Source organism: Microbacterium sp. NPDC091662, assembly GCF_044756705.1.
GTDB lineage: Bacteria > Actinomycetota > Actinomycetes > Actinomycetales > Microbacteriaceae > Microbacterium.
Genome location: NZ_JBIVTM010000001.1, coordinates 1,036,111 through 1,062,158, shown reverse-complemented (window position 1 = coordinate 1,062,158; position 26,048 = coordinate 1,036,111). Strand labels below are relative to the sequence as shown.

The window sequence follows — 26,048 nt, the reverse complement described above, 5'->3', positions numbered from 1 at the left end:
CCTGCCCACAGTGAGCGATGCCTAGGATGGAGGGGTGACCTCCTCGCCTTCAGCTCCGAACCCGGCCACGCCTCGAACCTCACGACGCATTCTCGGCATCTCCCTGGTGATCATCGCCGCCTTGATCGCGGTGTTCTTCGTGTTCGCCTCCCTCTACACCGAGTTCCTTTGGTTCGACCAGGTGGGCTTCACGGGCGTCCTCACGACGCAGTGGATCGCCACGGCGGTGATGTTCGTGGTCGGCTTCCTCGGGATGGCCGTTCCGCTGTTCGTCGTCATCCAGCTCGCGTACCGCCTGCGTCCGGTCTACGTGCGACTCAGCTCGCAGTTGGACCGGTACCAGGAGGTCATCGAGCCGCTGCGTCGCCTGGCGATGTGGGGCATGCCCATCTTCTTCGGGCTGTTCGCCGGCTTCGCGGCCGCGGGGCAGTGGAAGACGGTCTGGCTCTGGGCCAACGGCGTGGCGACCTCTGACGTCGACCCCCAGTTCGGCATCGACACCGGCTTCTACATGTTCGCGATGCCGTTCTACACGATCCTGCTCGCGTTCGTCTCGGCTGTTCTGCTGCTCTCGCTCCTGGTCACCGCACTCGTTTCGTACCTGTACGGCTCGGTGCGCATCGGCCAGGGTGAGCTGCGCATCTCGAAGCCCGCACGCATCCAGCTCGCGGTCATCGCGGGTCTCTACCTCCTCGTGCAGGCGGCGAGCCTCTGGCTCGACCAGTACAAGACGCTCGTCGAGCCCGACGATCGCATCACGGGTGCGGCCTACACGGGCGTCAACGCGACGATCCCCGGTCTCGCGATCCTGGCGATCATCGCCGCCGTGGTGGCGATCCTCTTCTTCGTCACGGCTGTCATCGGCCGCTGGCGCTTCCCGCTGGCCGCGACGGCGCTGCTGATCGTGGCGTCGCTCGTCGTCGGCGTGGGATACCCCTGGGTCGTCACCACCTTCCAGGTGAAGCCGAACCAGAACGCCTACCAGGCCGAGTACTACCAGCGCAACATCGACGGAACGAAGGAGGCGTACGGGGTCGCAGACCTCGAGACCACGCCCTTCGCCGCCAAGACCGACGCCGAAGCAGGTCAGCTGCGCGCCGACGCCGAGACCACCGCGTCGACGCGCATCATGGACCCGAAGGTCATCCCGCCGACGGTACGCCAGCTCGAGCAATACCGCGGGTACTACCAGTTCCAGACGACGATGGACGTCGACCGGTACGAGATCGACGGGAAGATGCAGGACACCGTGGTGTCCGTGCGCGACCTCGACATGTCGGGCCTCGGCGACGGCGACAACTGGAACAACCGTGTCGCGGTCTACACGCACGGCTACGGTCTCGTCGCCGCTGCCGGAAACCAGCGCACGACCGACGGCGAGCCGGTCTTCCTCGAGCGCGGCATCCCCACGTCCGGGTTCCTGTCGGACCGCGAGAACTTCGAGCCGCGCGTGTACTTCGGCGAGAACTCGCCCGAATACTCGATCGTCGGTGCCCCCGAGGGGTCCGAGCCCGCGGAGATCGACTATCCGCGTGGTAAGGACGGCTCGAGCGAGACGAAGACCACGTTCGAGGGGAACGGTGGCCCGAAGATCGGTGACACGTTCACCAAGCTCCTCTACGCACTGAAGTTCCAGTCCGAGCAGATCCTGTTCTCGAACCTGGTGAACGAGGACTCGCAGATCCTCTACGACCGCGATCCCAAGACGCGCGTCCAGAAGGTGGCGCCCTACCTCGAGCTCGACAGCGATCCGTACCCGAGCGTGGTGGACGGCCGCATCGTCTGGATCGTCGACGGCTACACCACGAGTCAGACGTACCCGTACTCGACGAGCGTGAGCCTGTCGGATGCGATCGCCGACTCCAACATCCCGTCGCCGACGCTCGCCATCGACGACATCAACTACATCCGCAACTCGGTCAAGGCGACGGTCGACGCCTACGACGGCTCCGTGACGCTCTACGCGTGGGACGACGAGGACCCGGTGCTGAAGACCTGGCAGAAGGTCTACCCGTCGACGGTGAAGCCCATCAGCGAGATGTCCGGCGAGCTCATGAGCCACGTGCGCTACCCGACCGACCTGTTCAAGGTGCAGCGCGACATCCTCGGTGTGTATCACGTCGACAAGGCCGGATCGTTCGCCCAGCAGGACAACCGGTGGCAGACGCCGAACGACCCGCGCAGCGAATCGATGCTGCAGCCGCCGTACTACCTGACCATGCAGATGCCGGGGCAGGACACTCCGAGATTCTCGATGTTCTCGACGTTCATCCCGAACTCGCAGGGCGCGGGTGGAAGCCGTGACGTGCTGATGGGCTACCTCGCGGTCGATTCGGACGCCGGCTCGGAGAAGGGCAAGAAGGCGGAGGGCTACGGCCAGCTGCGCATGCTCGAGATCGACACCGACACGACCGTTCCCGGCCCCGGTCAGGTGCAGAACACCTACAACTCCGACACGTCCGTGGTGCCTCAGCTCAACCTGCTGCAGCAGGGGGAGTCCGAAGTCATCTACGGCAACCTGCTGACACTGCCCGTCGGCGGCGGTCTGCTCTACGTGCAGCCCGTGTACGTGCAGTCGTCCGAGGGGACGCAGCTGCCTCGACTGCAGAAGGTGCTGGTCGCCTTCGGTGACCGCGTGGCCTTCGAGAACACGCTCACCGAAGCGCTCGACACCCTCTTCGGCGGTGACTCCGGTGCGACCGGCGGTGACGACACGGTCGAACCCGATCCGGATGCTCAGGTGCCCGATACCGGCGAGGTGCCGACGACGGAGCCAACGCAGCCCACGGGCGCCGAGGCGGAGGCGCTCGCGGCTGCGCAGTCTGCCTTGGTCGACCGTGAGACGGCACTGAAGGCGGGAGACCTCGCGAAGTTCGCCGAGGCGGACGAGCGTCTCACCGCAGCGGTGCAGAAGCTGATCGAGCTCGACTCCGCCGCAGGCAACTGATTCGAGACATCCGCATCGAATGGGCGTCCCTCCGGGGGCGCCCATTCGCGTCTGTCCGGTGGACCTCCCTCGGTCAGGCGGGCCGAAGTGCGGCGGAGGCGGCGTCGATGGCCTCGACGTCGAGGGAGAAGTACGCCCAACGTCCACGCTGCTCGCGCCTGACGAGTCCCGCGTCGGAGAGGAGCTTCATGTGGTGGGACACGGTGCCCTGAGAGAGCCCGACGGGCTCCGTGAGATCGCAGATGCACGCCTCCCCGCCGTCACCGGCGGCGATGAGGGAGAGCAGACGCACACGGGTCGGATCTCCCAGCGCCTTGAACACGCGGGCCACCCTTTCGGCCTCCTCGGTGCTGATGGTCGAGGTGATCCGCGGTACGCAGCAGGAGGTGCCGGCGTCGATCGTCGCAGGGATGGTCATAGCGCCATGCTACCCACGTATTGACAAACATCGATAGATCACCCACTGTGTTCATATCGAAGTTCATCAATGTGAGGAACGTGATGTCCGAGCTTCCCGTCGTCGTCATCGGCGCAGGCCCCCAGGGGCTGGCCGTCGCCGCACACCTCACCGAGCGCGGGTGCGATGTGATCGTGTTGGAGCGTGGGTCGGGCCCCGCCACCGCGGTCTCCGAGTGGGGGCACGTGCGCTTGTTCTCCCGCTGGCCCGAGCTGACCGATGCGGCCTCCCGTCGCCTGCTGGAACCCTCGGGATGGACCGCTCCGACGGACGGGTATCCGACCGGCGCGGAGTGGATCGTGCGGTATCTCGCGCCCCTCGCTGAGCTGTTGGGGGAGCGGGTCCGCTACTCGACGACGGTCACCGGCGTTGCGCGCAAGGGGCGGGACCGTGTGGTCGAGAGCGGCCGCGCGGGACAGCCCTTCGTCGTCCACGCGATCGGCGCGGATGGCGAAGAACTCCGAATCAGTGCACGTGCCGTCGTCGATGCGAGCGGTACCTGGGGTCGCCCCAATCCGGCCGGAGCCGAGGGGCTCCCCGCGATCGGCGAGACAGGCTTCGCCTCGCATATCTCCTACCGAATTCCGGATGATGTCACGGCCCAGGCCGGGCGGCACGTGGTCGTCATCGGGTCCGGGCACTCGGCCACGCACACCGTGCTGCGCCTGACCGCGTTGGCGCGACGACACCCCGGTACGCGAGTCACGTGGCTGATGCGCCGGGGAAAGGCGGCGTCCCGCCTGCTCGGTGGCGCAACGGGCGATGCGCTTCCCGAGCGCGCGGCGCTGGGTGCGCGGGCTCGAAAAGTCATCGAGTCCGGTCTCGTCGATGTCATCCAGGGCTTCCGCGTCGCGGAGTTCCGCGCGGACGAAGAGGGTCTCACGATCATTGCGGACAGCGGAGGTGCGGTGAGGGGCGTCTCGCACGTGTTCGCCTTGACGGGATTCCGTCCCGACCTCGGCATGCTCTCGGAGGTGCGTGTGGCATGGGACCCCTCTCTGGAGGCGGTGGCCGGCATCGCCGCAGACATCGACCCGAACGTCCACTCCTGCGGGTCGGTCGGGGCGACAGGGGCGGTCGAGCTCACTCAGCCGGAAGAAGATCTCTACATCGTCGGCGCGAAGAGCTACGGGCGTGCGCCCTCATTCCTGGCGCTCACGGGCTTCGAGCAGGCGCGGAGCGTCGCCGCACAGCTCGCGGGCGACCTGATCGCCGCGCGGAGCACGCAGCTCACCCTGCCTGCGACGGGTGTCTGCGGGGGAGCGGGTGACTTCGATGGCGAAGGAGGCAGCTGCTGCGCGAACCCTCTCGTCCAGGTCGGCACGGTTCGGGCGAGAATGGAGTTGATTCCGGCAACCGCCGATCACGCCGCAGAGAATCCCGACAGCACGCCCGCGAGGAGCACCCGATGACCGACGTACCCGTCAAGCCCTCCGTCCTCTTCGTCTGCGTGCACAACGCCGGCCGCTCGCAGATGGCCGCGGGTTTCCTGCGTGAGATCGCGGGGGATCGGATCGACGTGCGCTCGGCCGGTTCCCTGCCCGCGGATCAGATCAACCCGGTCGCGGTGGAAGCCATGGCCGAGCTCGGTGTCGACATCACGGCCGAATCGCCCAAGGTGCTGACCACCGAAGCCGTGCAGGCCTCCGATGTCGTGATCACGATGGGCTGTGGCGATGCCTGCCCGTTCTTCCCGGGAAAGCGCTACGAGGACTGGGAGCTCGATGATCCCGCCGGCCAGGGGCTGGACGCCGTGCGACCGATCCGCGACGACATCCGCACCCGGATCGAACGTCTGGTGGCCGACCTGATCTGAGCCGGGGCGGCGCATTCCGGCGAATCCGATCGGGCGCGTCGCACGCGAAGCAAAGCGAAAGGCCCCCTGACCTGGATTTCTCCGAGTCAGAGGGCCTTTCATTTGTTGCGGGGACAGGATTTGAACCTGCGACCTCCGGGTTATGAGCCCGGCGAGCTACCGAACTGCTCCACCCCGCGGCACAAGAAGTAACTTATCACGGATTCCGAAGGCGGGCGAATCGAGGGGGCTTCCCGGTGACGCCCCGGGCGTGTCGATACGAGAAGATGGAGGCATGTCCGAGACCGCTGCCGTCCCCGTCGCCGTGTGCCAGTTCGCGCCCACCGCATCCCGAGCCGACAACCGCGAACGCATCGCGGAACTGACGTCCGATGCGGCGTCCCGCGGAGCGAAGCTGATCGTGTTCCCGGAGTACTCGAGCTACTTCGTCGATCCCATGGACGAGAGCCTGGCGGCAAACGCGGAGGACCTCGACGGCGAGTTCGTCGCGAACCTGACCGCGCTGGCCGCCGAGTACGCCGTCGTGATCGTCGCCGGCTTCGTCGAGCGGGCGACCGGGGGGCGCCGGGTGCGCAACGCGGTCGTGGCGGTACGCGGTGACGGAGTCCTCGCCGTGTACCGCAAGCAGCACCTCTACGACGCGTTCGGACAGAAGGAGTCCGACTGGGTCGAGCCGGGCGACGTGGGTATCGCCGCAACCTTCGATCTCGGCGGTCTGCGGTTCGGACTCATGACCTGCTACGACCTCCGCTTCCCCGAGGTGGCCCGGCTTCTGGTCGACGAGCAGGCCGATGTCCTCGTCGTGCCGGCCGAATGGGTCAGGGGGCCACTCAAGGAGCACCACTGGACGACCCTGCTCGCGGCTCGCGCCATCGAGAACACCGTCTACGTGGTCGCGGCAGACCACCCGACTCCGATCGGTGTGGGGCATTCGCAGATCATCGATCCCCAGGGGGTCGTCCTCGCAGGCGTGGGCACCGCTGCCGGTATCGCGACCGCTGTCGTCGAGAGAGAGACGATCGAACGGGTACGGGTGACGAACCCGTCGCTGCGCGTGCGACGGTACTCCGTCGTTCCGCATGAGGTCGATCCGCACGAGGCCGTCGCTCCCGAGGCGTACCTCTAGACCGGGCGCGGTCGGGGCCTCGTCGGACGGCGTCAGGCGGAGGATCGGGCGAGCCGCGCCGCCGCCTCTTCGAGCACGTCGACGCGCTTGCAGGCCGCGAAGCGCACCAGGCCCGAGTACTCCCCCCGATGCGCCTCGGAGACGAAGGCCGTGAGCGGGATCGCGACGACTCCCGCACGTTCCGGCAGTGCGCGGCAGAACGCCGCGGCGTCTATTCCGCCCAGCGCGGTCGCGTCGGCGACGGTGAAATAGCCGCCCTGCGGGGCGTGCACGGTGAACCCGGCCGTCCTCAACCCGGCTCCGAGGATCTCGTGCTTTCGCGCGAGCATGGCGGCGGCATCCGTGAAGTACGCGTCGTCCATCCGCAGCCCCACAGCGATCGCCGGCTGGAAAGGCGAGCCGTTCACGTAGGTGAGGTACTGCTTCACGGTGAGCACGGCGGTGATGAGCGTGGCGGGTCCGTGCACCCAGCCGATCTTCCATCCCGTCGTTGAGAAGGTCTTGCCCGCGGAGGAGATGGTCAGGGTGCGCTCGGATGCTCCGGGCAGGGTCGCGATCGGCGTGTGCGGCGCATGGAAGACCAGGTGCTCGTAAACCTCGTCGGTGACGATGATCGCGTCGTGCTCCTCAGCCAGACGGACCACCTCTTCGAGAACCTCGCGCCCGAAGACCGCGCCCGTCGGGTTGTGCGGATCGTTGACCAGGATGATCCTGGTGCGGTCGGTCACCGCCGCCGCGAGCCGATCGAGGTCGGGCTGGAAGTCGGGGGCGCGCAGCGGCACCGTACGAAGGCGTGCCCCTGCCAGTGCCACGGCCGCGGCATAGGAGTCGTAGTACGGCTCGAAGACGACCACCTCGTCGTCCGGACCGTCGATCAGCGCCAACAGGGTCGCGGTCAGGGCCTCCGTCGCCCCGGCTGTGACGATCACCTCGGCGGCGGGATCGACGGACAGCCCGTAGAAGCGACGTTGATGCGTGCTGATGGCTGCGAGGAGCTCCGGGGTACCGCGACCGGGAGGGTATTGGTTCGCGCCGTCCGCGATGGCCTTCCGTGCCGCTTCCAGCACCTCGGCGGGACCGTCCTCGTCAGGGAAGCCCTGGCCGAGATTGATCGCGCCGGTTCGGGCCGCTGCTGCCGACATCTCTGCGAAGATGGTGGGCGCAACGGTTCCGTCCGCAGCGAGCAGACCTGCACCCGCTGCCGTGCGACGCCATGCGCCAGGAATGACACTCATGAAGAACAGGCTAAGGCCATAGCTGAAACTCATCTTCGACATAAGGAACGCACAGATACAGGCGTCATTCTGAAATGGTCGTCGAAGGAGCACACACCATGAACGAAGACAACCCCCAGGACCAGTCGGTACCCGCGTCGAACGATGCCGTGCCGTCCACCGAGGCCGCAGAGGTCGCCGCTCAGCCGGTGCCGGATGCCGCCGCTGACACCACCCCACCGGCACCCGCCGCGCCCGCCGCCGCCGCGCCGGTACAGGGGCATGAGATGCCGTCGACCTTCACCTCGCAGGCCCCGGCCGCGCCCGTGATCGCCCCGGTCCCGCACGGCTACGCGGCGCCCGCCGCCGCTGCCCCGGCGACCGCCACCGCGCAGGGCGCGGCCTTCGGCATCCCCACTGCATCGTCGTACACCCAGCCGACGCAGCCGCTCGACGGCGGTACCGCCGGCGCCCCGGGCGAGGGGACGAAGACCAAGGAGCAGAAGCCTCGTAGCGGCGCGAAGTTCGCTGCTTTCATCGTCGCGGCCGCTCTGGTCGGCGGAGTCGCCGGGTTCGGCGGCGGAGCGCTGCTGAACGGGCTCCAGGACCAGCCCTCGTCGGGCACGGCGACAGGGCCGCAGACGGTGACGGTGAACAACCCCGGTTCCGTCAACGAGACCACAGCGGTCGCCACGGCCGCCCTGCCGTCCGTGGTCACCATCGAGGTGGCGGGCTCTGACCAGGCAGGCAGCGGATCCGGTGTCATCATCAGCGATGACGGCTACGTGCTCACCAACACGCACGTCGTGACGCTCGGCGGCGCTGTCGCGGATCCGACGATCCGGGTGACCACATCCGACGGACGCATCTTCGAGGCGACCGTGGTCGGCACCGACCCGATCTACGATCTGGCCGTCATCAAGCTGAAGGACGCCAAGGGGCTCACCCCGATGGACTTCGCCGATTCCTCGAAGCTCAACGTCGGCGACACCGCGGTGGCGCTCGGCGCTCCGCTCGGGCTCGCGAACTCGGTCACGACGGGAATCGTGAGTGCGCTGAACCGCAGTATTCAGATCGCCTCTTCCGCACTGCCCGACTCGTCGTCCGAGGACGCTCCGAACCAGCAGCAGACGCCCGATCAGGGTCAGGGCCAGGGGCCGTTCCAGTTCGACATCCCCGGAAGCGGCACACCGCAGACCTCGAACTCCATCTCGATCGCCGTCATCCAGACGGATGCCGCGATCAACCACGGCAACTCCGGCGGCGCGCTCGTCAACAGCAAGGGCGAGCTGATCGGCATCAACGTGGCGATCGCGAGCTCGGGAAGCTCCGAGGAGTCGGGCTCGATCGGCATCGGCTTCTCCATCCCGTCGAACATCGCCAAGCGGGTCTCGGACGAGATCATCGCGGACGGTGCGGCGACGCACGGCCTGCTCGGGGCATCGGTCCAGGACGCGTCGAGCGTGCAGGGTGCGACCGTCTCCGGGGCGTACATCGCCAAGGCGACGGACGGCGGTGCTGCCGCAGCCGCCGGTATCCAGGAGGGCGACGTGGTCACCACGTTCAACGGGGTCCCGATCACCAGCGCGAGCGATCTCACCGCTCAGGTGCGTGCGGCGGCGGCCGGTAGCGATGCCAAGGTCACCTACGTGCGCGGCGGCAAGGAATACGACGTCGAGGTGACGCTCGGCGAACTCGCCGGCTGAACCCCACCGCGCACAGAGAAGGACGCCACCCCGCGATAGGCTCGCGGGGTGGCGTCCTTCTCTTTCGGCACCGGCAATGCGGCCAAGCTCCTGCGGATCCCGCTGTATGCCGTCGGGCGCATCGGCACTCTCCTTCTTCCGCGCGGGCGGCGTTGGGTCTTCGGCTGCGGTGCCGGCGTCGGCGACGGGGCTCTCGCGTTGCAGCGCCACGCGTCCGCAGTCGGTCACGACACGGTGTGGCTCACCTCGTCAGAGCGTGAGGATCGGGATGCGGCCGCCCTCGGCATCCGCTACGCGCGCAAGGGCGGCGTCCGCGGCTGGTGGCACACCGCCAGGGCGGGGGTGCTCGTCGTGACCCATGGACTCGGTGACGTGAACCGCTACGCGAACGGCGGCGCGTTCGTGGTGCAGCTCTGGCATGGCATTCCCCTGAAGCGCATCGGCCTGGACTCGCCCGCGACCACCCAGGTCCCGAACGTTCCCGGTGCAGCGTTGCTCCGCCGTGCCGTCGGCATCCTCTACCGGGCGGCGGCCCAGCGGATCCAGGTGCTTCCGGCGGCTTCACATCGGGCGCGAGGGCGTCTGGAGTCGGCCTTCGGTCTCGGAGACGATCGTGTGGTCGTGACCGGGGAACCTCGAGTCGATGTGCTCTCGCGCGATTCGTTCGACGAGGCACGATCGGCCGCAACCGCTGTGCTCCGCAGCGTCGCCGGAGAGATCCCCGACACGGCGCGCACCCTCCTGTACGCGCCGACCTGGCGTGATGGCGCTCCTGATCCCGCGGTCCCCACCGCAGAGGAGTGGATCCGCATCCTGCGGGTCCTCGAAGAACACGACGCTGTCCTGTTCGTGCGCTCGCATCCGCTGGGCGAGGGCGGATATGCGCCCCCTCTTCCGAGCAGACGGGTGCGCACGCTCGGCGCCGCGTCGCTTCCCGACGTGACACCGGCGCTCGCCGCGTTCGACGTGCTCGTGACGGACTACTCGTCACTCGCGTACGACGTCGGCCTCCTGCGTATGCCGGTGCTGTTCCTGGCGCCCGATGCGCAGGAGTACGCCGCGACGCGCGGCTTCTACGGCCGATTCGAAGATGTCTCAGGACCCGCCGCCGCCGCCGATTGGGCGGAGGCGCTCGTGCAGCTCGAAGCCCTGCTCGTCGACGACGCGGTCCGCGACGCGGCGTCCGTCCGTTCCGCTACGCTCAGCGCGGGGATGCACGCGTATCGGGACGGACGCAACACCGAGCGCGTCTATCAGGTCATCCGCGCGCGGGGGATTCCCGCGCCGAAGGGAGCAGCATGACAACGGCCCGCATCGATGACGCGGCGGAGGCCCTGATCATCGAAGGGACCGGCGAGCGACCGGGGGCGGCCGATCTGCGTGGGCCACGAGCACACGTCGAGGCTCGCATCGGCAGCGACGGCTCGACCTGGAAGGCGACGTTCCCGCTGCAGGCATCCCGGTGGGGTGGCCCTTCGCTCCCGCTGCCGACCGGAGCGTACGAGCTGAGGATCGATGGCGTCGACCTCGATGAGGTCAGACTCCCAGCCGTGGTGCTCACCGGGGTGCGCATCGCCGTCGACGCCGGCGTCGTGCGGATCGCCGCTCCGATCGACCCGGTGTACGAGACCGCTGAGGGGCGGTCGACCCTCGAGGAGCGGTACGTGGCGCAGGCGGGTGGCACCGAGAACGCCGTGTTCTTCGAGAGTTTCTACGGGCGCAGCGTCGGCTGCAACCCTCGGGCCATCGACCGAGAACTCGCGGCACGTGCGCCCGAGGTGCGACGGTACTGGAGCGTGGTCGATCTCTCCGTCGAGGTGCCGGAGGGGGCGATCGCGGTCGTCGAGGGCAGCCCGCAGTGGTGGCATGCCCGGGGAGCCGCGCGACTGCTGGTGGTGAACGACTGGTTACGCCGGCGGTTCGCCCGCAAACCGGGGCAGAAGGTGCTGCAGACCTGGCACGGCACACCTCTCAAACGGCTCGCACTGCACCGCCCCGGCTTCGACCCACGGCGCATGGCGGCTGTCGTGAAGGAGTCGCGACGTTGGGACGTCCTGCTGGCGCAGAACACCTATTCCGAACGCATCCTCCGCAAGGCCTACGCCTTCTTCGGGCGCCCGATCTGGGTGGAGGGATACCCCCGGAACGACGCACTCGTCACCGGTGACGCGTCCGCGGTGCGCGCGGCGTTGGGGATCGGCCCCGACGAGCGCGTGCTGCTCTACGCCCCGACCTGGCGCGACGATCGTGCCGAGATGGTCGACTTCGTCGATGCGGAGCTGCTGGCACGTCAGGCGAACGCGGTGGTTCTCGTTCGTGGTCACTCCCGCACCCTGGAACAGGGGCGTGATCGCGCCGGTGCGCGGGTCATCGATGTAACGGGGTACCCCGAGACCGCGCGGCTGCTTCTCGCCGCTGATGCGCTGATCACCGACTACTCCTCTGTGATGTTCGATTTCAGCGTCACCGGCAAGCCAATGTACTTCCTGGTGCCGGACATCGATCACTATCGCGGACAGTTGCGCGGCTTCTACTTCGATCTCGCGGAGAGGGCACCGGGTCCGCTGGTGCGCACGCAGGAGGAGCTCGCTGCCGCGCTTGGTGACCCGGGGCACATCGACGCATTCGCCGAACGCTATGCGGCCTGGCGGAAGCAGTTCAACTCCCGAGACGACGGTCATGCGGCCGAGCGTGTCGTCGATCGCATCCTCGACCTGGGGTTCGTCGCGCGCTGAGCGTCGAACCGGCGTCGGGGCAGCGGTGTCACGGCAGGGGCGTGTTGCGCGTGCCGAGACGGGAGGAATCCACGGTGTCGCGAGCTCCGCGCAGCACACCGCCGAGGAATCCCAGCCCCCAGGAGATGTGCATCGTCGGCAGGACGAGGAGCGTCCACATCCGCTGGCGCACGCCACCTCCGCCGGGAGCGAGCGCGACACCGAGCACGAGCAGCAGGTACAGCGCGAGCGGTCCGTACACGAGAAGAGACGCGACCAGGGAGGCCACCCCGCTGAGTATGCCGGTCAACTGCAGGACCGCGACGAGGATCGCGAGGACGACGACCACGACGAGTGCCGGCGGGGCGAAGTAACGGAGGCTGTTGCTGCGTCCGAAGCGGCGCACGAGCTCGCCCCGCCAGGCGCCGGTGGCGCGGAACTGCCGTGCCAGGCGCAGCCAGCTCTCCCTCGGCCAATACGTGACGGAAAGGTCGGGATCGAACCAGACCCGGTGGCCGGCCTGGCGGATCCGGAGGTTCAGCTCCCAGTCCTCGCCACGTCGGATCGACTCGTCGAACAGCCCGACCTCATCGAGCACGTCGCGCCGCATCACGCCGAGGTAGGCCGATTCCGCCTCGCCTTCCTGTGAACTCCCGTGGTAGGCGCCTCCGCCGAGCCCGACGGGAGAGTTGTACAGGCGCGCCACGGCCTTCTGGAAGGGCGTGCGTCCCTCGGCGTGCATCACACCGCCGACGTTCGCGGACCCCGTACGATCCAGGGTCTTCAGCGCCCGGGCGGCGTAACCGGGGGAGAGCTCGGAGTGCGCGTCCACGCGCACGATCGTGTCGTAGCGGCTCGCGCGGATCGCGGCGTTCAGGCCGACCGGGATGTGCGCCGCAGGATTGTCGACCAGCCGGATGCGATCGTCCGCGGCGGCGAGTCGTCGCGCGAGATCGTTCGTGCCGTCGGTCGAAGGCCCCAGCGCGAGCACGAGTTCGGTGGGGGCGTCGACGTCCTGCGCGAGAACCGACGCGATCGCGTGTTCGAGGTACGCGCGCTCGTTGAGCACCGGCATCACGAAGGACACCCCGGGCAGGGGAGCGGAGGTTTCGTCGGCGGGCACATGACGATCATGGCATGGTGTCCACGGACGTTGCCTGAGGGGTGCGCGAGGCGCTGCCCCTCAGCTCTTCGAACCACATGCGGCCGGAGGGAGCGACCAGGACGAACTATTCTGGAGGGATGGGTGCACTGTCTGACGCGAAGAAGGCATACCGTCTGCTGAAGCGGGCGCTCGCGTCTCGCACCGCCGTGCAACGCGTGCGGCGGCGGCTCGCCGAGCGCGAACCGCTTCCGGCCGAGCACTTCAAGATCGCGGTCTACTTCGCCGACGGCGCCGTGAACATGTACCAGATGCGGCAGTGGTACCGCCCGCTCGCCGAGCTGTCGAAACGCTGGCCCGTGGTCGTGCTGTCGCGTCAGGCGACCGGAACCGAGAAACTGCTCGAAGAGGACTCGCCGCCGGTGGCGTTCGTGCCCAAGGTACGCGACCTCGAACGCTTCATCGCGACGCAGGACATCCGCGTCGTGCTCTACGTGAACCAGAACACGCGCAACTTCCAGATGTTCCGGTACGGGCGGCGTTGGCACGTGTTCATCAATCACGGCGAGTCCGACAAGATGTACATGACGACGAACCAGTACAAGGCCTACGACTATGCCTTCGTCGCCGGTCAGGCCGCTCGTGATCGCCTCTCGCGCACGCTGTGGGACTACGACGTCGACCGGCGCACGATCGAGATCGGGCGCCCGCAGGCCGATCACTACGCGGGTACCCTTCCCTACACGCCCGATGAGCGCACCGTCGTGCTCTACGCGCCGACGTGGGAGGGCGACCGTCCGAGCGCTCACTACGGGTCGATCGCGTCCCACGGAGAGACGCTCGTCACACGCCTGCTGGCGACCGGTGCCCACCGCGTCATCTACCGCCCGCACCCACGCAGCGGGGTCGTCGACGAGGAGTACGGTGCCGCGCACCGTCGCATCGTGGCTGCGATCAGCGCGGCGAATGTCGCGGACGCGGCGGCTCACCACATCTACGACGCATCTCCCGAGCTCGGCTGGCAGCTCACGGCGGCCGACGTCTCGATCGTCGACATCTCCGCGATGGTGTACGACAGGCTCGCGGCAGGGAAGCCGTTGATGATCACCCGGCCGACGGACGAGCAGGCGTCGATCGACACGCAGGGCTACCTGGCGGACTGCGAGTGGCTGACCGCCGAAGCAGCCGTCGACATCGTCGCCGAGGTCGACCGGGTTCGCGCGGACGAGGCGGCGATCGTCCGGCTGCGGATGTGGGTGCAGCACTACTTCGGTGACACCACGCACGGGGTGGCGACCGCGAAGTTCCACGCAGCGGTGGAGGGGCTCATGCAGGAGTGGGAGCGCTGGCAGGCCCATGAGGTCGGGATCGTTCGTGACGACGAGGACGATGACGACGAAGAAGCCGACGACGAGGACGCCTGACCATGGATCTGCCGCTCGCGCGCGCGACCGCTCGGCGCCTCGAGGTGGTGGCGGACACCGGTTCGACGAACGCCGATCTGCGGGCGAACGCGTCTGACGCCGAAAGCTGGCCGCACCTGGCGGTGCTGGTCACGAACGACCAGACCGCCGGACGCGGTCGCCTCGATCGCACGTGGGTCGCTCCCGCGGGCTCGGCCCTCGCCGTCTCGGTGATGCTCCGGAAGCTTCCCGCCGATCCCGCCGCGCGGGGATGGATCCCGCTCGCCGCCGGAGTCGCGATGGCGGAAGCGATCGCCGAGCAGCTTCCCGCACATGACGTCGCCGTGAAATGGCCGAACGACGTCCTGGTCGATGGGCACAAGATCTGCGGCATCCTCGCGGAGGCGACGACCGATGCGGTCGTCGTCGGCGCCGGCGTCAACACCGCCATGACGATCGAGCAGCTTCCGGTGCCGACGGCGACGTCGTTCGCAGCACTCGGCGGCGTCGCGGATGAGGATCGCCTGCTCGCGGGCTACCTCGAGAAGCTCGACGCCCATCTGTCGGCGCTGACCGTCTCGGAGGATGCGGTCGTGAGCGGGCTGCACGGTGCCGTGTCCGCCCGGTGCGCGACCCTCGGACAGGCGGTGCGGGTGTCGCTGCCGGCCGGTCGCATCCTCGAAGGCACGGCCACGGCGATCGATGGGGAAGGCCGTCTTCTCGTCGAATCGGAGGGGATCGAACACCCGATCTCGGCGGGCGACGTGGTGCACGTGCGCCCGGCCGGAAGCTGACACGCCGCCACACAGACGGCTTTGTCGCCGATCACGGGCACAATGGTGGGGTGACCCAGCCAGTGACGCTCGGCGGGCGGCCCCTGATGCCGCCGCCCGGTACGCCTTCGGAAGAGCTGCTGATCGCGCGCTTCCGCAGCCACGCACGTCGGTTGTTCTGGTCCGCCCTCGTGCTCATCGCCGCTTTCGGGGCGACAGCGTACTTCTTCGGCAACCTGCCGGCTGGGTTCGAGGACTGGATGCTCCTCGCCGCGGCGGGAGCACTGGTGCTGCTCGCCGTCGTGCTGCCGTTCCTCATCTGGTACTCGCGGAGCACCACGGTCACGACCCGGCGGGTCATCGTGCGCCAGGGACTCGGTTCCCGTCGACGCCACGAGATGTCGCACGCTCGGGGCTACACGATCTCCGTTCGTCGCGGGCCCCTGCAGCGCATGTGGGGGTCGGGCACCATCACCCTGTCGAACGGCGTCGATGCACCGCTGCGGCTGCCGAATGTGCCGAACGTGACCCTCGTGCACGAGACTCTCGCCGACCAGATCGAGGTCGGGCAGATCCTCGCGCATCGCGACGCCCAGGCCGTCGGCGACTGAATCGTTCGTCGTCCGCGCGGGTCGACGTCCGCCATCCGCGCCGCCGGATCCGCATTCTGTCGTGCGAGCCCGCATCGGTGCGGGAGAATGGTGGCAGACGAATGGAGGCGGCGCATGGCGTTGCGTGTTGGCGTGATCGGCGGAGGACAGCTGGCTCGGATGATGATCGCTCCGGCGGTCGAGCTCGGGCTCGAGCTGCGGGTGCTCGCAGAGGGTGAAGGGATGTCCGCCGGGTTGGCGGCGACCGCGGTCGGCGACTATCGCGATCTGGGGACCGTCCGTGCCTTCGCGGCCGACGTCGACGTCGTGACGTTCGACCACGAGCATGTGCCGCAGGACGTCCTTCGTCAGTTGGTCGCAGACGGCGTCGTCGTGCACCCAGGGCCGGAGGCGCTCCAGTACGCCCAGGACAAGCTCGTGATGCGCGCACGCCTTGCGGAGCTCGGAGTCCCTCAGCCCGACTGGGCGGCAGTGCGCACCGCCACCGAGCTGCAGGCCTTCCTCGATGAACATGCCGGTGCGGGTGTGGTGAAGACGCCGCGCGGAGGGTATGACGGCAAGGGAGTACGCGTCGTGCGCTCGGCGGAAGAGGCGCAGGACTGGCTAGACGCGCTCACCGACGCAGACGCTTTGCTCGTCGAGGAGCTCGTTCCGTTCGTGCGCGAGCTCGCCCAGCAGGTGGCGCGTCGTGTCGGCGGCGAGATCGTCGCCTATCCGGTGGTCGAGACGGTTCAGCGCGACGGGGTATGCGCGGAGGTCATCGCGCCGGCCCCTGCCGCGGCCGAGCGCCTGGCGGAGGTCGCTGAGGCGATCGGCCGCACCATCGCCGAGGGTCTCGGCGTGACCGGGATGCTCGCGGTCGAGCTGTTCGAGACCGACGACGAACGCATTCTGGTCAATGAGCTCGCCATGCGTCCGCACAACAGCGGGCACTGGAGCCAGGACGGCGCCGTCACCGGCCAGTTCGAGCAGCATCTGCGTGCCGTCGCCGATCTTCCTCTCGGGAGCACCGCACCGCGTGCCGCGTGGTCCGTGATGGTGAACATCCTCGGCGGGCCCGTCGAAGGCACGCTCGACGAGCGCTTCGGCGCGGCGATGGCCGAGCACCCGCAGGCGAAGATCCACACCTACGGGAAGGCGCCGCGGCCGGGTCGCAAGGTCGGTCACGTGAATGTGGCAGACGACGATCTCGACGATGCCGTCTACGTCGCACGTGCCGTCGCCGCGCACTTCATCTGATCCACGCTTCGCATCGCCTCTTCGCCGACGCATGCGCGGCAAGTGGTGTGCCGTTCGGGGAATCTCACAGCGGCAGACCGTACCCTGATCTGGTGACCGAGCCACTGCACTCTTCCGCCGACCCTCTGGTCGGCGTCGTGATGGGATCCGACTCTGACTGGCGCGTGATGAGCGATGCGTCCCAGGCGCTCACGGACTTCGGGATTCCGCACGAGGTCGAGGTGGTCTCCGCGCATCGCACCCCCGACAAGCTCATGTCGTACGCGCGCGACGCGCGTTCACGCGGTATCCGCGTCATCATCGCCGGTGCCGGGGGAGCAGCCCATCTTCCCGGGATGCTCGCTTCGATGACGCCGCTTCCCGTTGTCGGTGTTCCCGTGCCTCTCGCCTATCTCGACGGCATGGATTCCCTGCTTTCCATCGTGCAGATGCCGGCCGGCATCCCGGTGGCGACGGTGTCCATCGGCGGGGCCCGCAACGCGGGGCTGCTGGCCGCGCGGATTCTCGGGACGGCGGACACCGCTCTCGCCGACCGCGTCGAGGAGTACGCACGCGAACTCGAGGCGCAGGTCGAGGAGAAGAACGAACGGCTGAAGGGTTCACTGTGACTCTTGCGCCTCCGCGCGCAACACGGCGCCCGCTCATCGAGACCCGGCCGCTGCGGCATCCTGATCCCGCCGATGCGGGGACGATGGTCAAACGCGGGTGGTGGCTGATCGCGGTGAACCTCCTGGTTCCGGGCTCCGCGCAGGTGCTCGCCGGCAACCGTCGCCTCGGGCGATTCGGTCTCGGCGCCACGTTGCTCTCCTGGTTCCTCGCGATCGTGGCACTGGGCCTCGCGCTCTTCGCCCGCCCTGTCCTGCTCTGGCTCACGATCGGCGGCGGGTTCTTCTCCGCCGTGGTCCTGACGATCGTGCAGGTGCTGCTGGTGGGGTACGTCGTGCTCTGGGCCGTGCTCACCTTCGACACTCTCCGCCTGGTGCGACTCGTGAAGGTGCCCGGGCCGTCGCGGTTCGCCATCCCGGTCGTCGCGTTGGTGCTGCTGGGACTCGTGGGAGGCGGCGCCGGCTACGCTGCGACCGCCGTCGGATCTGTGCGCAACACCATCGGCTCGATCTTCGGTCAGAGCGGCCCGAGCGTGGAGCCCAGCGACGGCTACTACAACATCCTCCTCCTCGGCGCCGACAGCGGTGACGGACGCGACTCCATGCGGTTCGACAGCATTTCGGTGGTCTCGGTGAATGCCGATACCGGGGCGGTAACGATCACCGGCATCCCTCGTGAGCTGCCCAACGCCCCGTTCAGCGACGGCAGCCCGATGCAGGAGCTGTATCCGAACGGGTTCGAGGGCCACGGCTCTTCGACCTGTGGCTGGAACGGCTGGATGAACCACGTCCGCAATGCGGCGGAGGTCTGCCGTGAAGACGGTGGCGCCGGCCTCTATCCCGATGCCAAGGCCAATGGCTCGGAACCCGGTATCGAGGCGACGAAGGATGCGGCCGAGGGCGTGCTCGGGATCGAGATCCCGTACTACGTGTTCGTCGACATGCACGGCTTCGCGGAGCTCGTCGATGCCCTGGGCGGTGTCGAGATCGACGTCACCGAGCGTCTGCCCAAGGGGGGCCCGCCGGAAGGGTGGTCGGGCGATGACGTGAACGAGTGGGCCATCGGATGGATCGAGCCCGGTAAGCAGCGCATGGATGGCGACACGGCGCAGTGGTACGCGCGCTCGCGGTACACCACCAGTGACTGGGATCGTATGAAGCGCCAGCGAGAGCTGCAGGCGGCGATCCTCGCGCAGTTCACACCGCAGACGGTCCTCACCCGTTTCAATGAGGTGGCTGCGGCAGGGACGGCACTGATCAGCACCGATCTCCCTTCAGACAAGCTCCCGGAGTTCTTCGATCTGATGCTCAAGGCCAAGGAGCAGCCGGTCACATCGATCGAGCTCACGCCGGAGGCCGGCGTCGACGAGCACCAGCCCGACTACGCATTCATCCGTGACATGATCCAGCAGAAGCTGCACCCGCCGACGGAGAGCCCGACCCCCGCGCCGTGATGGTGGCGGTTCCGAGTGGCCCGGACCTCGGTACCGGGTCCTGTCGCTGGACCACCTGACAGCGCGCACGACAAAGCCCACGGTCGCCTCCCGAAGGAGAGCGACCGTGGGCTTCCGGTGGGTTCCACCGGATGCACCAGACGACGGTGATCGGAGGGGGAGGGATCACCGTCGTCCAGTCGACCACCGCACGAGGCGGCAGCCGGACCTAGGCGCGCTTGCGGCGAGCGGCTCCGACCACGACGAGGGCTCCGCCGGCGACCAGCGCTGCTGCTCCGCCTCCGAGCACCCACGGCGACACGCTTCCGCCGGTGAGGGCCAGCTCGATGCCGCCGCCGGTGAGCGGCAGCTCCGAACCCGCGGCTGCGACACCGGGATCGTGGTCGCAGCTGGCGGCAGCGTCGTGGCCGTGAGAGACCGTGATGGTCGCCGTGTACGAACGCGAGCCGTTGAAGGCGACGGCGTAGGAGCCTTCTCCATCGGACGGCGGGCGGAACGTGAGGGTCAGGCTGCCGTCGCCGGCAGCGGTGTTGCCCGAGACGGCGGCCTTCCCGGCGTTGTAGCCGGAGACCGACACGTTCACGTTCTCGGACGGCAGGAAGTAGCCCGGGCCGAACACGATCGTCGAAGCCTCGCAGATGTCGATGATCGGATCGCCGACCTTCGCGCCGGGAGGCGTCGGGTACGAGTCGGACGACGCGCCAGGAACGGTCGGCGCAGCGGTGGCCACGGTGGGCGCGACAAGTACGAGCGCGCCGGCGGCAAGGCTGATGGCAGCCAGTTTCTTCAGCATGATTTCTCCCCAGAATTTCACGCGGAATCGCCTTTGGACACACCCCTGCGTCCAACTGCGTGGCGTCTTCCTGCCCCCACGGCAGGATGGCGACGCCAGATATTCCCCAGTGAGTCGACAGTACCCTATCGAGCCGGGAATGTCACGAAGCGCATCGGAGAGGTTTCCGCGTCGTGTCGGGGGTGTCGATCAGCGGAGTGTGAAGAACCTCGGTGAGTCGCTCTCCCGCGCCGGTTCCCTGGAATTCGATCGTGATCGTCGTCGATTCGCCCGGCGCGAGGGACACCTCATGCTGCACCGTGGAACGGTCGCCGATCATCGCCGTCTGCACACCCTCATCGGTGCCGTCTCGATCGATGTGCGAAGGCGTCGCCCCCTCGGGCCCGTAGACGGCGATCAGAGTGCGCACGGTGCCGGCGGGTACGCCGTAGAAGCCGTCTGCCGTGACGTACGCGGGCAGCGAGGTGGCGGCATCGGCGGGGGCGGTGTTGGTCCAGGTCACTCGCACCTGCGTGGTCGGCGTCCCCTGACAGGTCCCGATCGACGTCTCGATCGCTGCGCGGGTGTAGTAGTCCATCTTGCCGCCGGTGGTGTCGTTCATCAGCACGCCCACGTAAGTCGCGTCGACGCCGTCACCGGGGATCGTTCCGCCCAGCGCAGATCTCGCGAGCACGGCCTCTTCGGCTTCGTGTGCGCTCCAGATGCGAATGCGTCCTTCGGCCGCGGAATCAGACAGTGCTCCGAACAGCGCGCGTGGGTCTGCGCCCGACAGCGCGGCACCGAAGAGTGCCCCTGCGGCCTGGGCGAAGATCTCGTCCTGTATCACCGGGTCCGGGACGGCGGCGTAGATCTCCGAGAGGAGGATGTCGGTGACGTTGTCCGATGTCGCGGTGAACGGGCCGAAGGCGAGGTCGCCGGTCGCCGCCAGCAGATGCCTCGCGACGACGGCGTCCACGGCGATGACGCCGTCGACGGTCCCGCCGAATCGTCCCTGCCAGCGGGCTGCGATGGCCGCGCCGGCCTCGCTGAAGTCGGGGATGCTCGTGATGTTCTGCAGATATCGGCCGGGGCGATCCTCGAACAGCGCGATCGTCGAGTCGCTGAGCGGCAGGGCGGTCTCCAGCGGAGGGAAGTCCCGAGTCGACGCCTGGCTCTGCAGCGTGATCCTGCCGCCCTCGGCGTGCAACAGGGCGATCGAGCCGATGATCCCGCCCGAGGAGCGCAGTTCTGCGTTGTTCTGCATCGCGAGCACGTAGTTGCGCGGTCCCTCGCCGCCGAGCATCGTCGGCAGCAGCACGGCGGCGCCGTGGAGCGATCCCACGACCGTCGCGGCCTCGCCGACCGATGAACGCAGCGTGCGGATGGCTTCGGCAAGCGGGGGGAGTGTGGCATCGGCGTCGATGTGTCTGGCCTTCAGCTGCGCGGCGGTGAGCGCGGCGTCGGCCGTACCGAGCGGGCCGGCGATCTCGGCGAACGGTGTCAGGTCGATGGTCCCACCGGCGAAGCCGAGGCTCGTCAGGTCGACGTCCGCCGCGACATCGAGGAGAGGCGTGAGGGCGTCGCTCGCCACATCGTCGGCGATCTCGGCGATGTCACTCACCGCACGGAAGTTCGGTCCGATCCACGGAAGCGCACCGAAGGCGTGCCACACCGGGTCGGAGGTCAGACCGTGGGCGGACTCCGCGTTGTGCGCGACGCTCCGCGCGAGGGGCTTGGCGCCGTCGAGGTCTCCGGCGGCGATCGACGCCTTCAGCTGCGTGGCACCTTTCGCGACCTGCTGGAGGTCGTTCACCGCGCCGATTCCGCGGATGGCGACCCAGCCGATGGCGATGAGGAGAAGGGACAGCAGAACACCGACGGTCCACCCGATCCATCGGCGCCGGACGGGAAGTCGACCATCGCTCACCCGAGCATTCAAGCATGAACCGCTGCAGTGGTGGTGGGCGAAAACTGTGCGAACGCTGACATTCGGGCAGCGCGGGCGGTGCGCTCCCCGGGGGAGTGGCATCGCGAGGATAGCCTGTGGGCATGGGTGCTCGGCTGCGTGTTGTTCTGGATCAGCTCGTGGACGTCGTCGATGCCGATCACGCGGACGCCGCGGTGGGACTCGCCGCCGGACTGATCGCGACGGCGCCCTCCGGTTGCGCGGTGGACGCCATCGTTCCGGTTGGCGCGTCGGTGCCGGTGGCGGGCATCGGAGACATCCGCACACTCGGGATGGGGCGTCGTGAACTCGCCGCGGCCTGGCAGCTCGGGATAGCTCCCGGTGTCGGCGGCGGACTCATCCATTCGCCGACGCTGATGGCGCCGCTCGTGCGCCACGACCGAGTGCACGACAACGACCAGACCACCGTCACCGTGTGGGACTTGCGCGCATGGGATGCCCCGGAGATGCTCTCCAGGGGGCGCGTCGCCTGGCAACGTGGAATGCTCAGGCGAGCCGTGAGACATGCCGACGCGGTGGTGGTTCCCTCCCACGCGGTCGCCGAGCGACTTTCGGAGCTGGCGAAGATCGGCGACCGAGTGCGGGTGATCGCCGGTGCGCCGCCGCAGGGATTCGGCGTTCCCTTCGATACTGCCGTGCGTCGGAGCGCGCTGTCGCTTCCGGACCAGTATGTGGTTCTGTCCGGCTCTCCCACGAGCCTTTCCGACGGGTTCCGAGGTGCGGTGGCGGCAGGTCTGGACGCTGTGATCGTCGATGCACCGGACGGTGCGGAACCCCGGTACGCCGATGCGGCATCGGCTGCAGGGCTCCCGGAGCGGCGTGCACATGTGAGAGGCAGACTGAGCGGCGTGGACCGCGCGGCGGTTCTCGCCGGGGCATCTGCCTACGTGGCGACCGAAGCCGTGGCCGGGTGGCCATGGCGTGCGGTCGAGGCGATGGCGCTGGGCATCCCGGTGGTAGCCGTCGCCAGCGGTTCGCACCACGACGTCATCGCCGACGGAGGGATCCTCGTCCCCTCCGCGGAGATCGCCGACGCCGTGGTCGAGGCGGCCGGGGGAGCGGCGGAGCGGCTCCGGGTGCTCGCCACCGATCGGTCCCGTGCGTTCTCGTGGGCGAGCTCAGCCGAACGGCTGTGGGGCCTGCACGCCGACCTGTGATTCGCTGAGAGCAACCTGCGCATACGGGCGACACGCCGAAAAGTTGTGGCGCAAAGCGTGTAACAGTGGCATCATCCCGCAACTTCCGTCACACTGGTCACATGTCTCGACGTGCCCCACGCTCGCGAAACAACATGAGGTTCCCCCGACTCCTCACCTGTTTCCTCGCTGTCTCCGCCCTGGTCCTCGGCACCGTGGTCCCCGCCACCGCCGCCACCGCATCCGTCTTGGCGGCCGGCACGAGTGTCGCGCGGAACGCCGGCGATCCGGCCGCGACCGGGATGGTGAAGACCACGCTGGCCGGCTTCGAGGCCGGCAACATCATCAGCGACGCCGTGTTCACCGACAAGAACACGATGAGCGAGGCGCAGATCCAGGCCTTCTTCAACAGCAAGGTTTCGAGCTGTCAGAGTGGCTACGTCTGCATCAAGGACTTCTCGATCACCTCTGTCACCCGCCCAGCCGACGCCTATTGCAAGGGCTACACCGGCGCGGCGAATGAGTCGGCTGCGAGGATCATCTACCGTGTCGCGCAGTCGTGCAACATCAACCCGCAGGTGCTGATCGTCATGCTCCAGAAGGAGCAGGGCCTCATCACCCACACCTGGCCGAGCGCGTGGCGCTACAACATCGCATTGGGACAGGGATGCCCTGACACGGCGCCCTGCGATCCGAACTACATCGGCTTCTTCCATCAGATCTACGGTGCCGCACGTCAGATGCAGATCTACATGGAGGGCAAGTGGTTCCAGTGGTACGCGCCGGGCAAGACCTGGAACATCCTCTACAATCCGAACGCGAACTGCGGAAGCTCGCCCGTGTACGTTGCGAACAAGGCAACCTCGGCCCTGTATTACTACACGCCGTATCAGCCGAATCCGGCGGCTCTGCGTGCCGGCTACGGCGAGGGCGACGGCTGCTCCGCGTACGGCAACCGCAACTTCTACAACTACTTCACCGACTGGTTCGGTTCGACACAGGGCGCGGCGAACAACCCCTTCGGTAACATCGAGTTGGTGCAGGCGGCACCGGGGAAGTTCCAGGTCTCCGGGTGGGCCATCGACCCCAACACGACGGACCCGATCGCCGTGCACGTGTACGTGGCGTCCGCAGGAACGGCGATCACGGCGAACGTGCCGCGGGCGGATGTCGGGGCTGCCTATCCGGGGTCAGGCAACAATCACGGGTTCTCAGCGACGGTACCGGCGATCGGATCAGGCGTTGTAAGCGTCTGCATCTACGCGATGAACAGCGGGCCAGGGGCCAACGTGCTGCTCGGCTGTCGTGATGTCGAGTCGAAGAGCGGAGTGCCGCTCGGCGCGATGACGGCGAAATCCACGGATGCAGGCATCCGCGTGACGGGATGGGCGCTCGATCCCGACACGGTGGATCCGGCGACTGTGCACGTCTACGTCGACAACGTCGGCGTTGCGATCACCGCGGACAAGACCACCGGCGACGTTCCGGCCGCACTGGCGGAGTACGGGACCAAGCGCGGCTTCGACACCACGATCCCCGCGTCGGCAGGTTCACACAGCGTGTGCGTGTACGGCATCAACGTCGGTCCAGGCGTGAACGTCTCCCTCGGCTGCACGACGGTCCAGGCGTCGACGCCTGGCATCGTGGAGAAGGGTCGGGCGCCGATCGGTGCGCTCGAGGCGGTGACGGTGTCCGGGAACACGGCGTCCGTGACCGGGTGGACTCTGGACCCGGATACGGCGTCTCCGATCACCGTGCACCTGTACGTCGGTGCGACGGGTACCGCGTACACGGCTGATAAGGCACGCGCGGACGTCGGCGCGGCAAACCCCGGCTATGGGGATCGTCATGGTTTCGCGGAGACGTTGACACTGCCGGTGGGAACCTCGACGATCTGCGCTTATGGGATCAACGCCGGCCCCGGTGGGCACACGTTGCTGGGGTGCAAGACCGCGACCGTCAACGCGCCTGGCATCGTGGAGAAGGGTCGGGCGCCGATCGGTGCGCTCGAGGCGGTGACGGTGTCCGGGAACACGGCGTCCGTGACCGGGTGGACTCTGGACCCGGATACGGCGTCTCCGATCACCGTGCACCTGTACGTCGGTGCGACGGGTACCGCGTACACGGCTGATAAGGCACGCGCGGACGTCGGCGCGGCAAACCCCGGCTATGGGGATCGTCATGGTTTCGCGGAGACGTTGACACTGCCGGTGGGAACCTCGACGATCTGCGCTTATGGGATCAACGCCGGCCCCGGTGGGCACACGTTGCTGGGATGCAAGACCGCGACCGTCAACGCGCCTGGCATCGTGGAGAAGGGTCGGGCGCCGATCGGTGCGCTCGAGGCGGTGACGGTGTCCGGGAACACGGCGTCCGTGACCGGGTGGACTCTGGACCCGGATACGGCGTCTCCGATCACCGTGCACCTGTACGTCGGTGCGACGGGTACCGCGTACACGGCTGATAAGGCACGCGCGGACGTCGGCGCGGCAAACCCCGGCTATGGGGATCAGCATGGTTTCGCGGAGACGTTGACACTGCCGGTGGGAACCTCGACGATCTGCGCTTATGGGATCAACGCCGGCCCCGGTGGGCACACGTTGCTGGGATGCAAGACCGCGACCGTCGCTCCGCCGACCTCGGATGCCGGTCGAGCGCCGTTCGGGAACTTCGAGTCCGCGGCAGGCACTCCGGGTACCATCACGGTGACGGGCTGGGCGATCGATCCCGACACCAAGGACCCGATCTCCGTCCACATCTACGTCGGCGCGGTGGGGCTCGCCTATTGGGCGGACAAGGAGCGAGGCGATGTCGGAGCTGCGTATCCGGCCTCCGGCAGCCGTCACGGCTTCTCACAGCAGATCACGGTTTCGCCCGGAACGTATTCGGTGTGCGCCTACGCGATCAACAACGGCGCCGGGGGGCATACCCTCCTGGGATGCCGCAACGTCGCCGTCGGCTGACGGCCATCGATGCCGAGTCTCCCTCCCGCTTGAGGCGGAAACGA

The 26,048-nt window shown here is 68.1% G+C and carries 20 protein-coding genes and 1 tRNA gene; 15 read left to right on the top strand and 6 right to left on the bottom strand.

Features of this window, described 5'->3' with window-relative positions; genetic code table 11:
- The first annotated feature begins 34 nt into the window (after positions 1 to 34).
- Positions 35 to 2,947 carry a UPF0182 family protein gene (locus ACIQLD_RS05085; protein ID WP_402605801.1) on the top strand — a complete coding sequence of 971 codons (2,913 nt, stop codon included), beginning with the start codon at positions 35 to 37 and terminating at the stop codon, positions 2,945 to 2,947.
- Positions 2,948 to 3,020: 73 nt separating this feature from the next.
- On the opposite strand, the gene ACIQLD_RS05080 is transcribed toward ACIQLD_RS05085, so the two are convergent.
- Positions 3,021 to 3,365 (bottom strand): helix-turn-helix transcriptional regulator, encoded by a 345-nt coding sequence (locus ACIQLD_RS05080; RefSeq protein ID WP_029260314.1) that lies wholly within the window; start codon positions 3,363 to 3,365, stop codon positions 3,021 to 3,023.
- Between the two features lie 83 nt (positions 3,366 to 3,448).
- Between ACIQLD_RS05080 and ACIQLD_RS05075 the strand changes: the two genes are divergently transcribed.
- Together ACIQLD_RS05075 and ACIQLD_RS05070 are read left to right on the top strand one after the other, a co-directional pair.
- The gene (locus ACIQLD_RS05075) at positions 3,449 to 4,816 is read left to right on the top strand and encodes an FAD-dependent oxidoreductase (RefSeq protein ID WP_402605799.1); all 1,368 of its coding nucleotides are present in this window, start codon (positions 3,449 to 3,451) and stop codon (positions 4,814 to 4,816) included.
- Positions 4,813 to 5,220, top strand: coding sequence for an arsenate reductase ArsC (locus ACIQLD_RS05070; protein ID WP_402605797.1), 408 nt, complete (start codon positions 4,813 to 4,815; stop codon positions 5,218 to 5,220). The genes ACIQLD_RS05075 and ACIQLD_RS05070 overlap by 4 nt, the downstream gene beginning before the upstream one ends.
- Before the next feature lie 105 nt (positions 5,221 to 5,325).
- Here the strand turns inward: ACIQLD_RS05070 and ACIQLD_RS05065 are convergent.
- Positions 5,326 to 5,399 (bottom strand) — tRNA-Met (locus tag ACIQLD_RS05065).
- 95 nt (positions 5,400 to 5,494) lie between these two features.
- On the opposite strand from ACIQLD_RS05065, the gene ACIQLD_RS05060 reads away from it, so the two are divergent.
- Complete coding sequence (locus ACIQLD_RS05060) at positions 5,495 to 6,346, top strand: carbon-nitrogen hydrolase family protein (protein WP_402605794.1); 852 nt, start codon at positions 5,495 to 5,497, stop codon at positions 6,344 to 6,346.
- 32 nt (positions 6,347 to 6,378) lie between these two features.
- Here ACIQLD_RS05060 and ACIQLD_RS05055 read toward each other — a convergent pair whose 3' ends face one another.
- Positions 6,379 to 7,581 (bottom strand): aminotransferase class I/II-fold pyridoxal phosphate-dependent enzyme, encoded by a 1,203-nt coding sequence (locus ACIQLD_RS05055; RefSeq protein WP_402605791.1) that lies wholly within the window; start codon positions 7,579 to 7,581, stop codon positions 6,379 to 6,381.
- Positions 7,582 to 7,679: 98 nt separating this feature from the next.
- Between ACIQLD_RS05055 and ACIQLD_RS05050 the strand changes: the two genes are divergently transcribed.
- Genes ACIQLD_RS05050 through ACIQLD_RS05040 form a run of 3 tightly spaced genes read left to right on the top strand, consistent with a single transcriptional unit; the run spans position 7,680 to position 12,001 of the window.
- On the top strand, positions 7,680 to 9,266 hold the full coding sequence (locus tag ACIQLD_RS05050; RefSeq protein ID WP_402605788.1) for a S1C family serine protease: 1,587 nt from the start codon (positions 7,680 to 7,682) through the stop codon (positions 9,264 to 9,266).
- Positions 9,267 to 9,314: 48 nt separating this feature from the next.
- The gene (locus tag ACIQLD_RS05045) at positions 9,315 to 10,568 is read left to right on the top strand and encodes a CDP-glycerol glycerophosphotransferase family protein (RefSeq protein WP_402605785.1); all 1,254 of its coding nucleotides are present in this window, start codon (positions 9,315 to 9,317) and stop codon (positions 10,566 to 10,568) included.
- The gene (locus ACIQLD_RS05040; RefSeq protein WP_402605783.1) at positions 10,565 to 12,001 is read left to right on the top strand and encodes a CDP-glycerol glycerophosphotransferase family protein; all 1,437 of its coding nucleotides are present in this window, start codon (positions 10,565 to 10,567) and stop codon (positions 11,999 to 12,001) included. Before ACIQLD_RS05045 ends, ACIQLD_RS05040 begins: the two co-directional genes overlap by 4 nt.
- 28 nt (positions 12,002 to 12,029) lie before the next feature.
- On the opposite strand, the gene ACIQLD_RS05035 is transcribed toward ACIQLD_RS05040, so the two are convergent.
- Entirely contained in the window at positions 12,030 to 13,103 is a 1,074-nt protein-coding gene (locus ACIQLD_RS05035; RefSeq protein WP_402605780.1) for a glycosyltransferase family 2 protein, read from the bottom strand.
- A gap of 119 nt (positions 13,104 to 13,222) precedes the next feature.
- Between ACIQLD_RS05035 and ACIQLD_RS05030 the strand changes: the two genes are divergently transcribed.
- The 6 genes from ACIQLD_RS05030 (at position 13,223) to ACIQLD_RS05005 (ending at position 19,167) form a co-directional block, all read left to right on the top strand.
- Positions 13,223 to 14,506: a CDP-glycerol glycerophosphotransferase family protein gene (locus tag ACIQLD_RS05030; RefSeq protein ID WP_402605778.1), complete on the top strand. Its 1,284-nt coding sequence runs from the start codon at positions 13,223 to 13,225 to the stop codon at positions 14,504 to 14,506.
- A gap of 2 nt (positions 14,507 to 14,508) precedes the next feature.
- Entirely contained in the window at positions 14,509 to 15,279 is a 771-nt protein-coding gene (locus tag ACIQLD_RS05025; RefSeq protein WP_402605775.1) for a biotin--[acetyl-CoA-carboxylase] ligase, read from the top strand.
- Between the two features lie 86 nt (positions 15,280 to 15,365).
- A complete protein-coding gene (locus ACIQLD_RS05020; protein WP_402608484.1) occupies positions 15,366 to 15,869 on the top strand; it encodes a PH domain-containing protein in 504 nt (167 codons plus the stop codon).
- A 114-nt stretch (positions 15,870 to 15,983) separates the two neighbouring features.
- Entirely contained in the window at positions 15,984 to 17,108 is a 1,125-nt protein-coding gene (locus ACIQLD_RS05015) for a 5-(carboxyamino)imidazole ribonucleotide synthase (RefSeq protein WP_402605772.1), read from the top strand.
- A gap of 140 nt (positions 17,109 to 17,248) precedes the next feature.
- Positions 17,249 to 17,716, top strand: a complete 468-nt coding sequence (gene purE, locus ACIQLD_RS05010; protein ID WP_402608483.1) for a 5-(carboxyamino)imidazole ribonucleotide mutase — start codon at positions 17,249 to 17,251, stop codon at positions 17,714 to 17,716.
- A complete protein-coding gene (locus tag ACIQLD_RS05005) occupies positions 17,713 to 19,167 on the top strand; it encodes an LCP family protein (RefSeq protein ID WP_402605769.1) in 1,455 nt (484 codons plus the stop codon). The genes purE and ACIQLD_RS05005 overlap by 4 nt, the downstream gene beginning before the upstream one ends.
- Positions 19,168 to 19,375: 208 nt before the next feature.
- Here the strand turns inward: ACIQLD_RS05005 and ACIQLD_RS05000 are convergent, their stop codons facing one another.
- Both ACIQLD_RS05000 and ACIQLD_RS04995 read right to left on the bottom strand, forming a co-directional pair.
- Positions 19,376 to 19,960, bottom strand: a complete 585-nt coding sequence (locus tag ACIQLD_RS05000) for a hypothetical protein (protein ID WP_402605767.1) — start codon at positions 19,958 to 19,960, stop codon at positions 19,376 to 19,378.
- Between the two features lie 142 nt (positions 19,961 to 20,102).
- On the bottom strand, positions 20,103 to 21,866 hold the full coding sequence (locus ACIQLD_RS04995) for a DUF4012 domain-containing protein (protein ID WP_402605764.1): 1,764 nt from the start codon (positions 21,864 to 21,866) through the stop codon (positions 20,103 to 20,105).
- Positions 21,867 to 21,988: 122 nt separating this feature from the next.
- On the opposite strand from ACIQLD_RS04995, the gene ACIQLD_RS04990 reads away from it, so the two are divergent.
- Together ACIQLD_RS04990 and ACIQLD_RS04985 are read left to right on the top strand one after the other, a co-directional pair.
- A complete protein-coding gene (locus tag ACIQLD_RS04990) occupies positions 21,989 to 23,062 on the top strand; it encodes a glycosyltransferase (RefSeq protein ID WP_402605762.1) in 1,074 nt (357 codons plus the stop codon).
- Between the two features lie 134 nt (positions 23,063 to 23,196).
- Positions 23,197 to 26,004, top strand: coding sequence for a hypothetical protein (locus ACIQLD_RS04985; protein WP_402605760.1), 2,808 nt, complete (start codon positions 23,197 to 23,199; stop codon positions 26,002 to 26,004).
- Positions 26,005 to 26,048 lie beyond the last annotated feature (44 nt).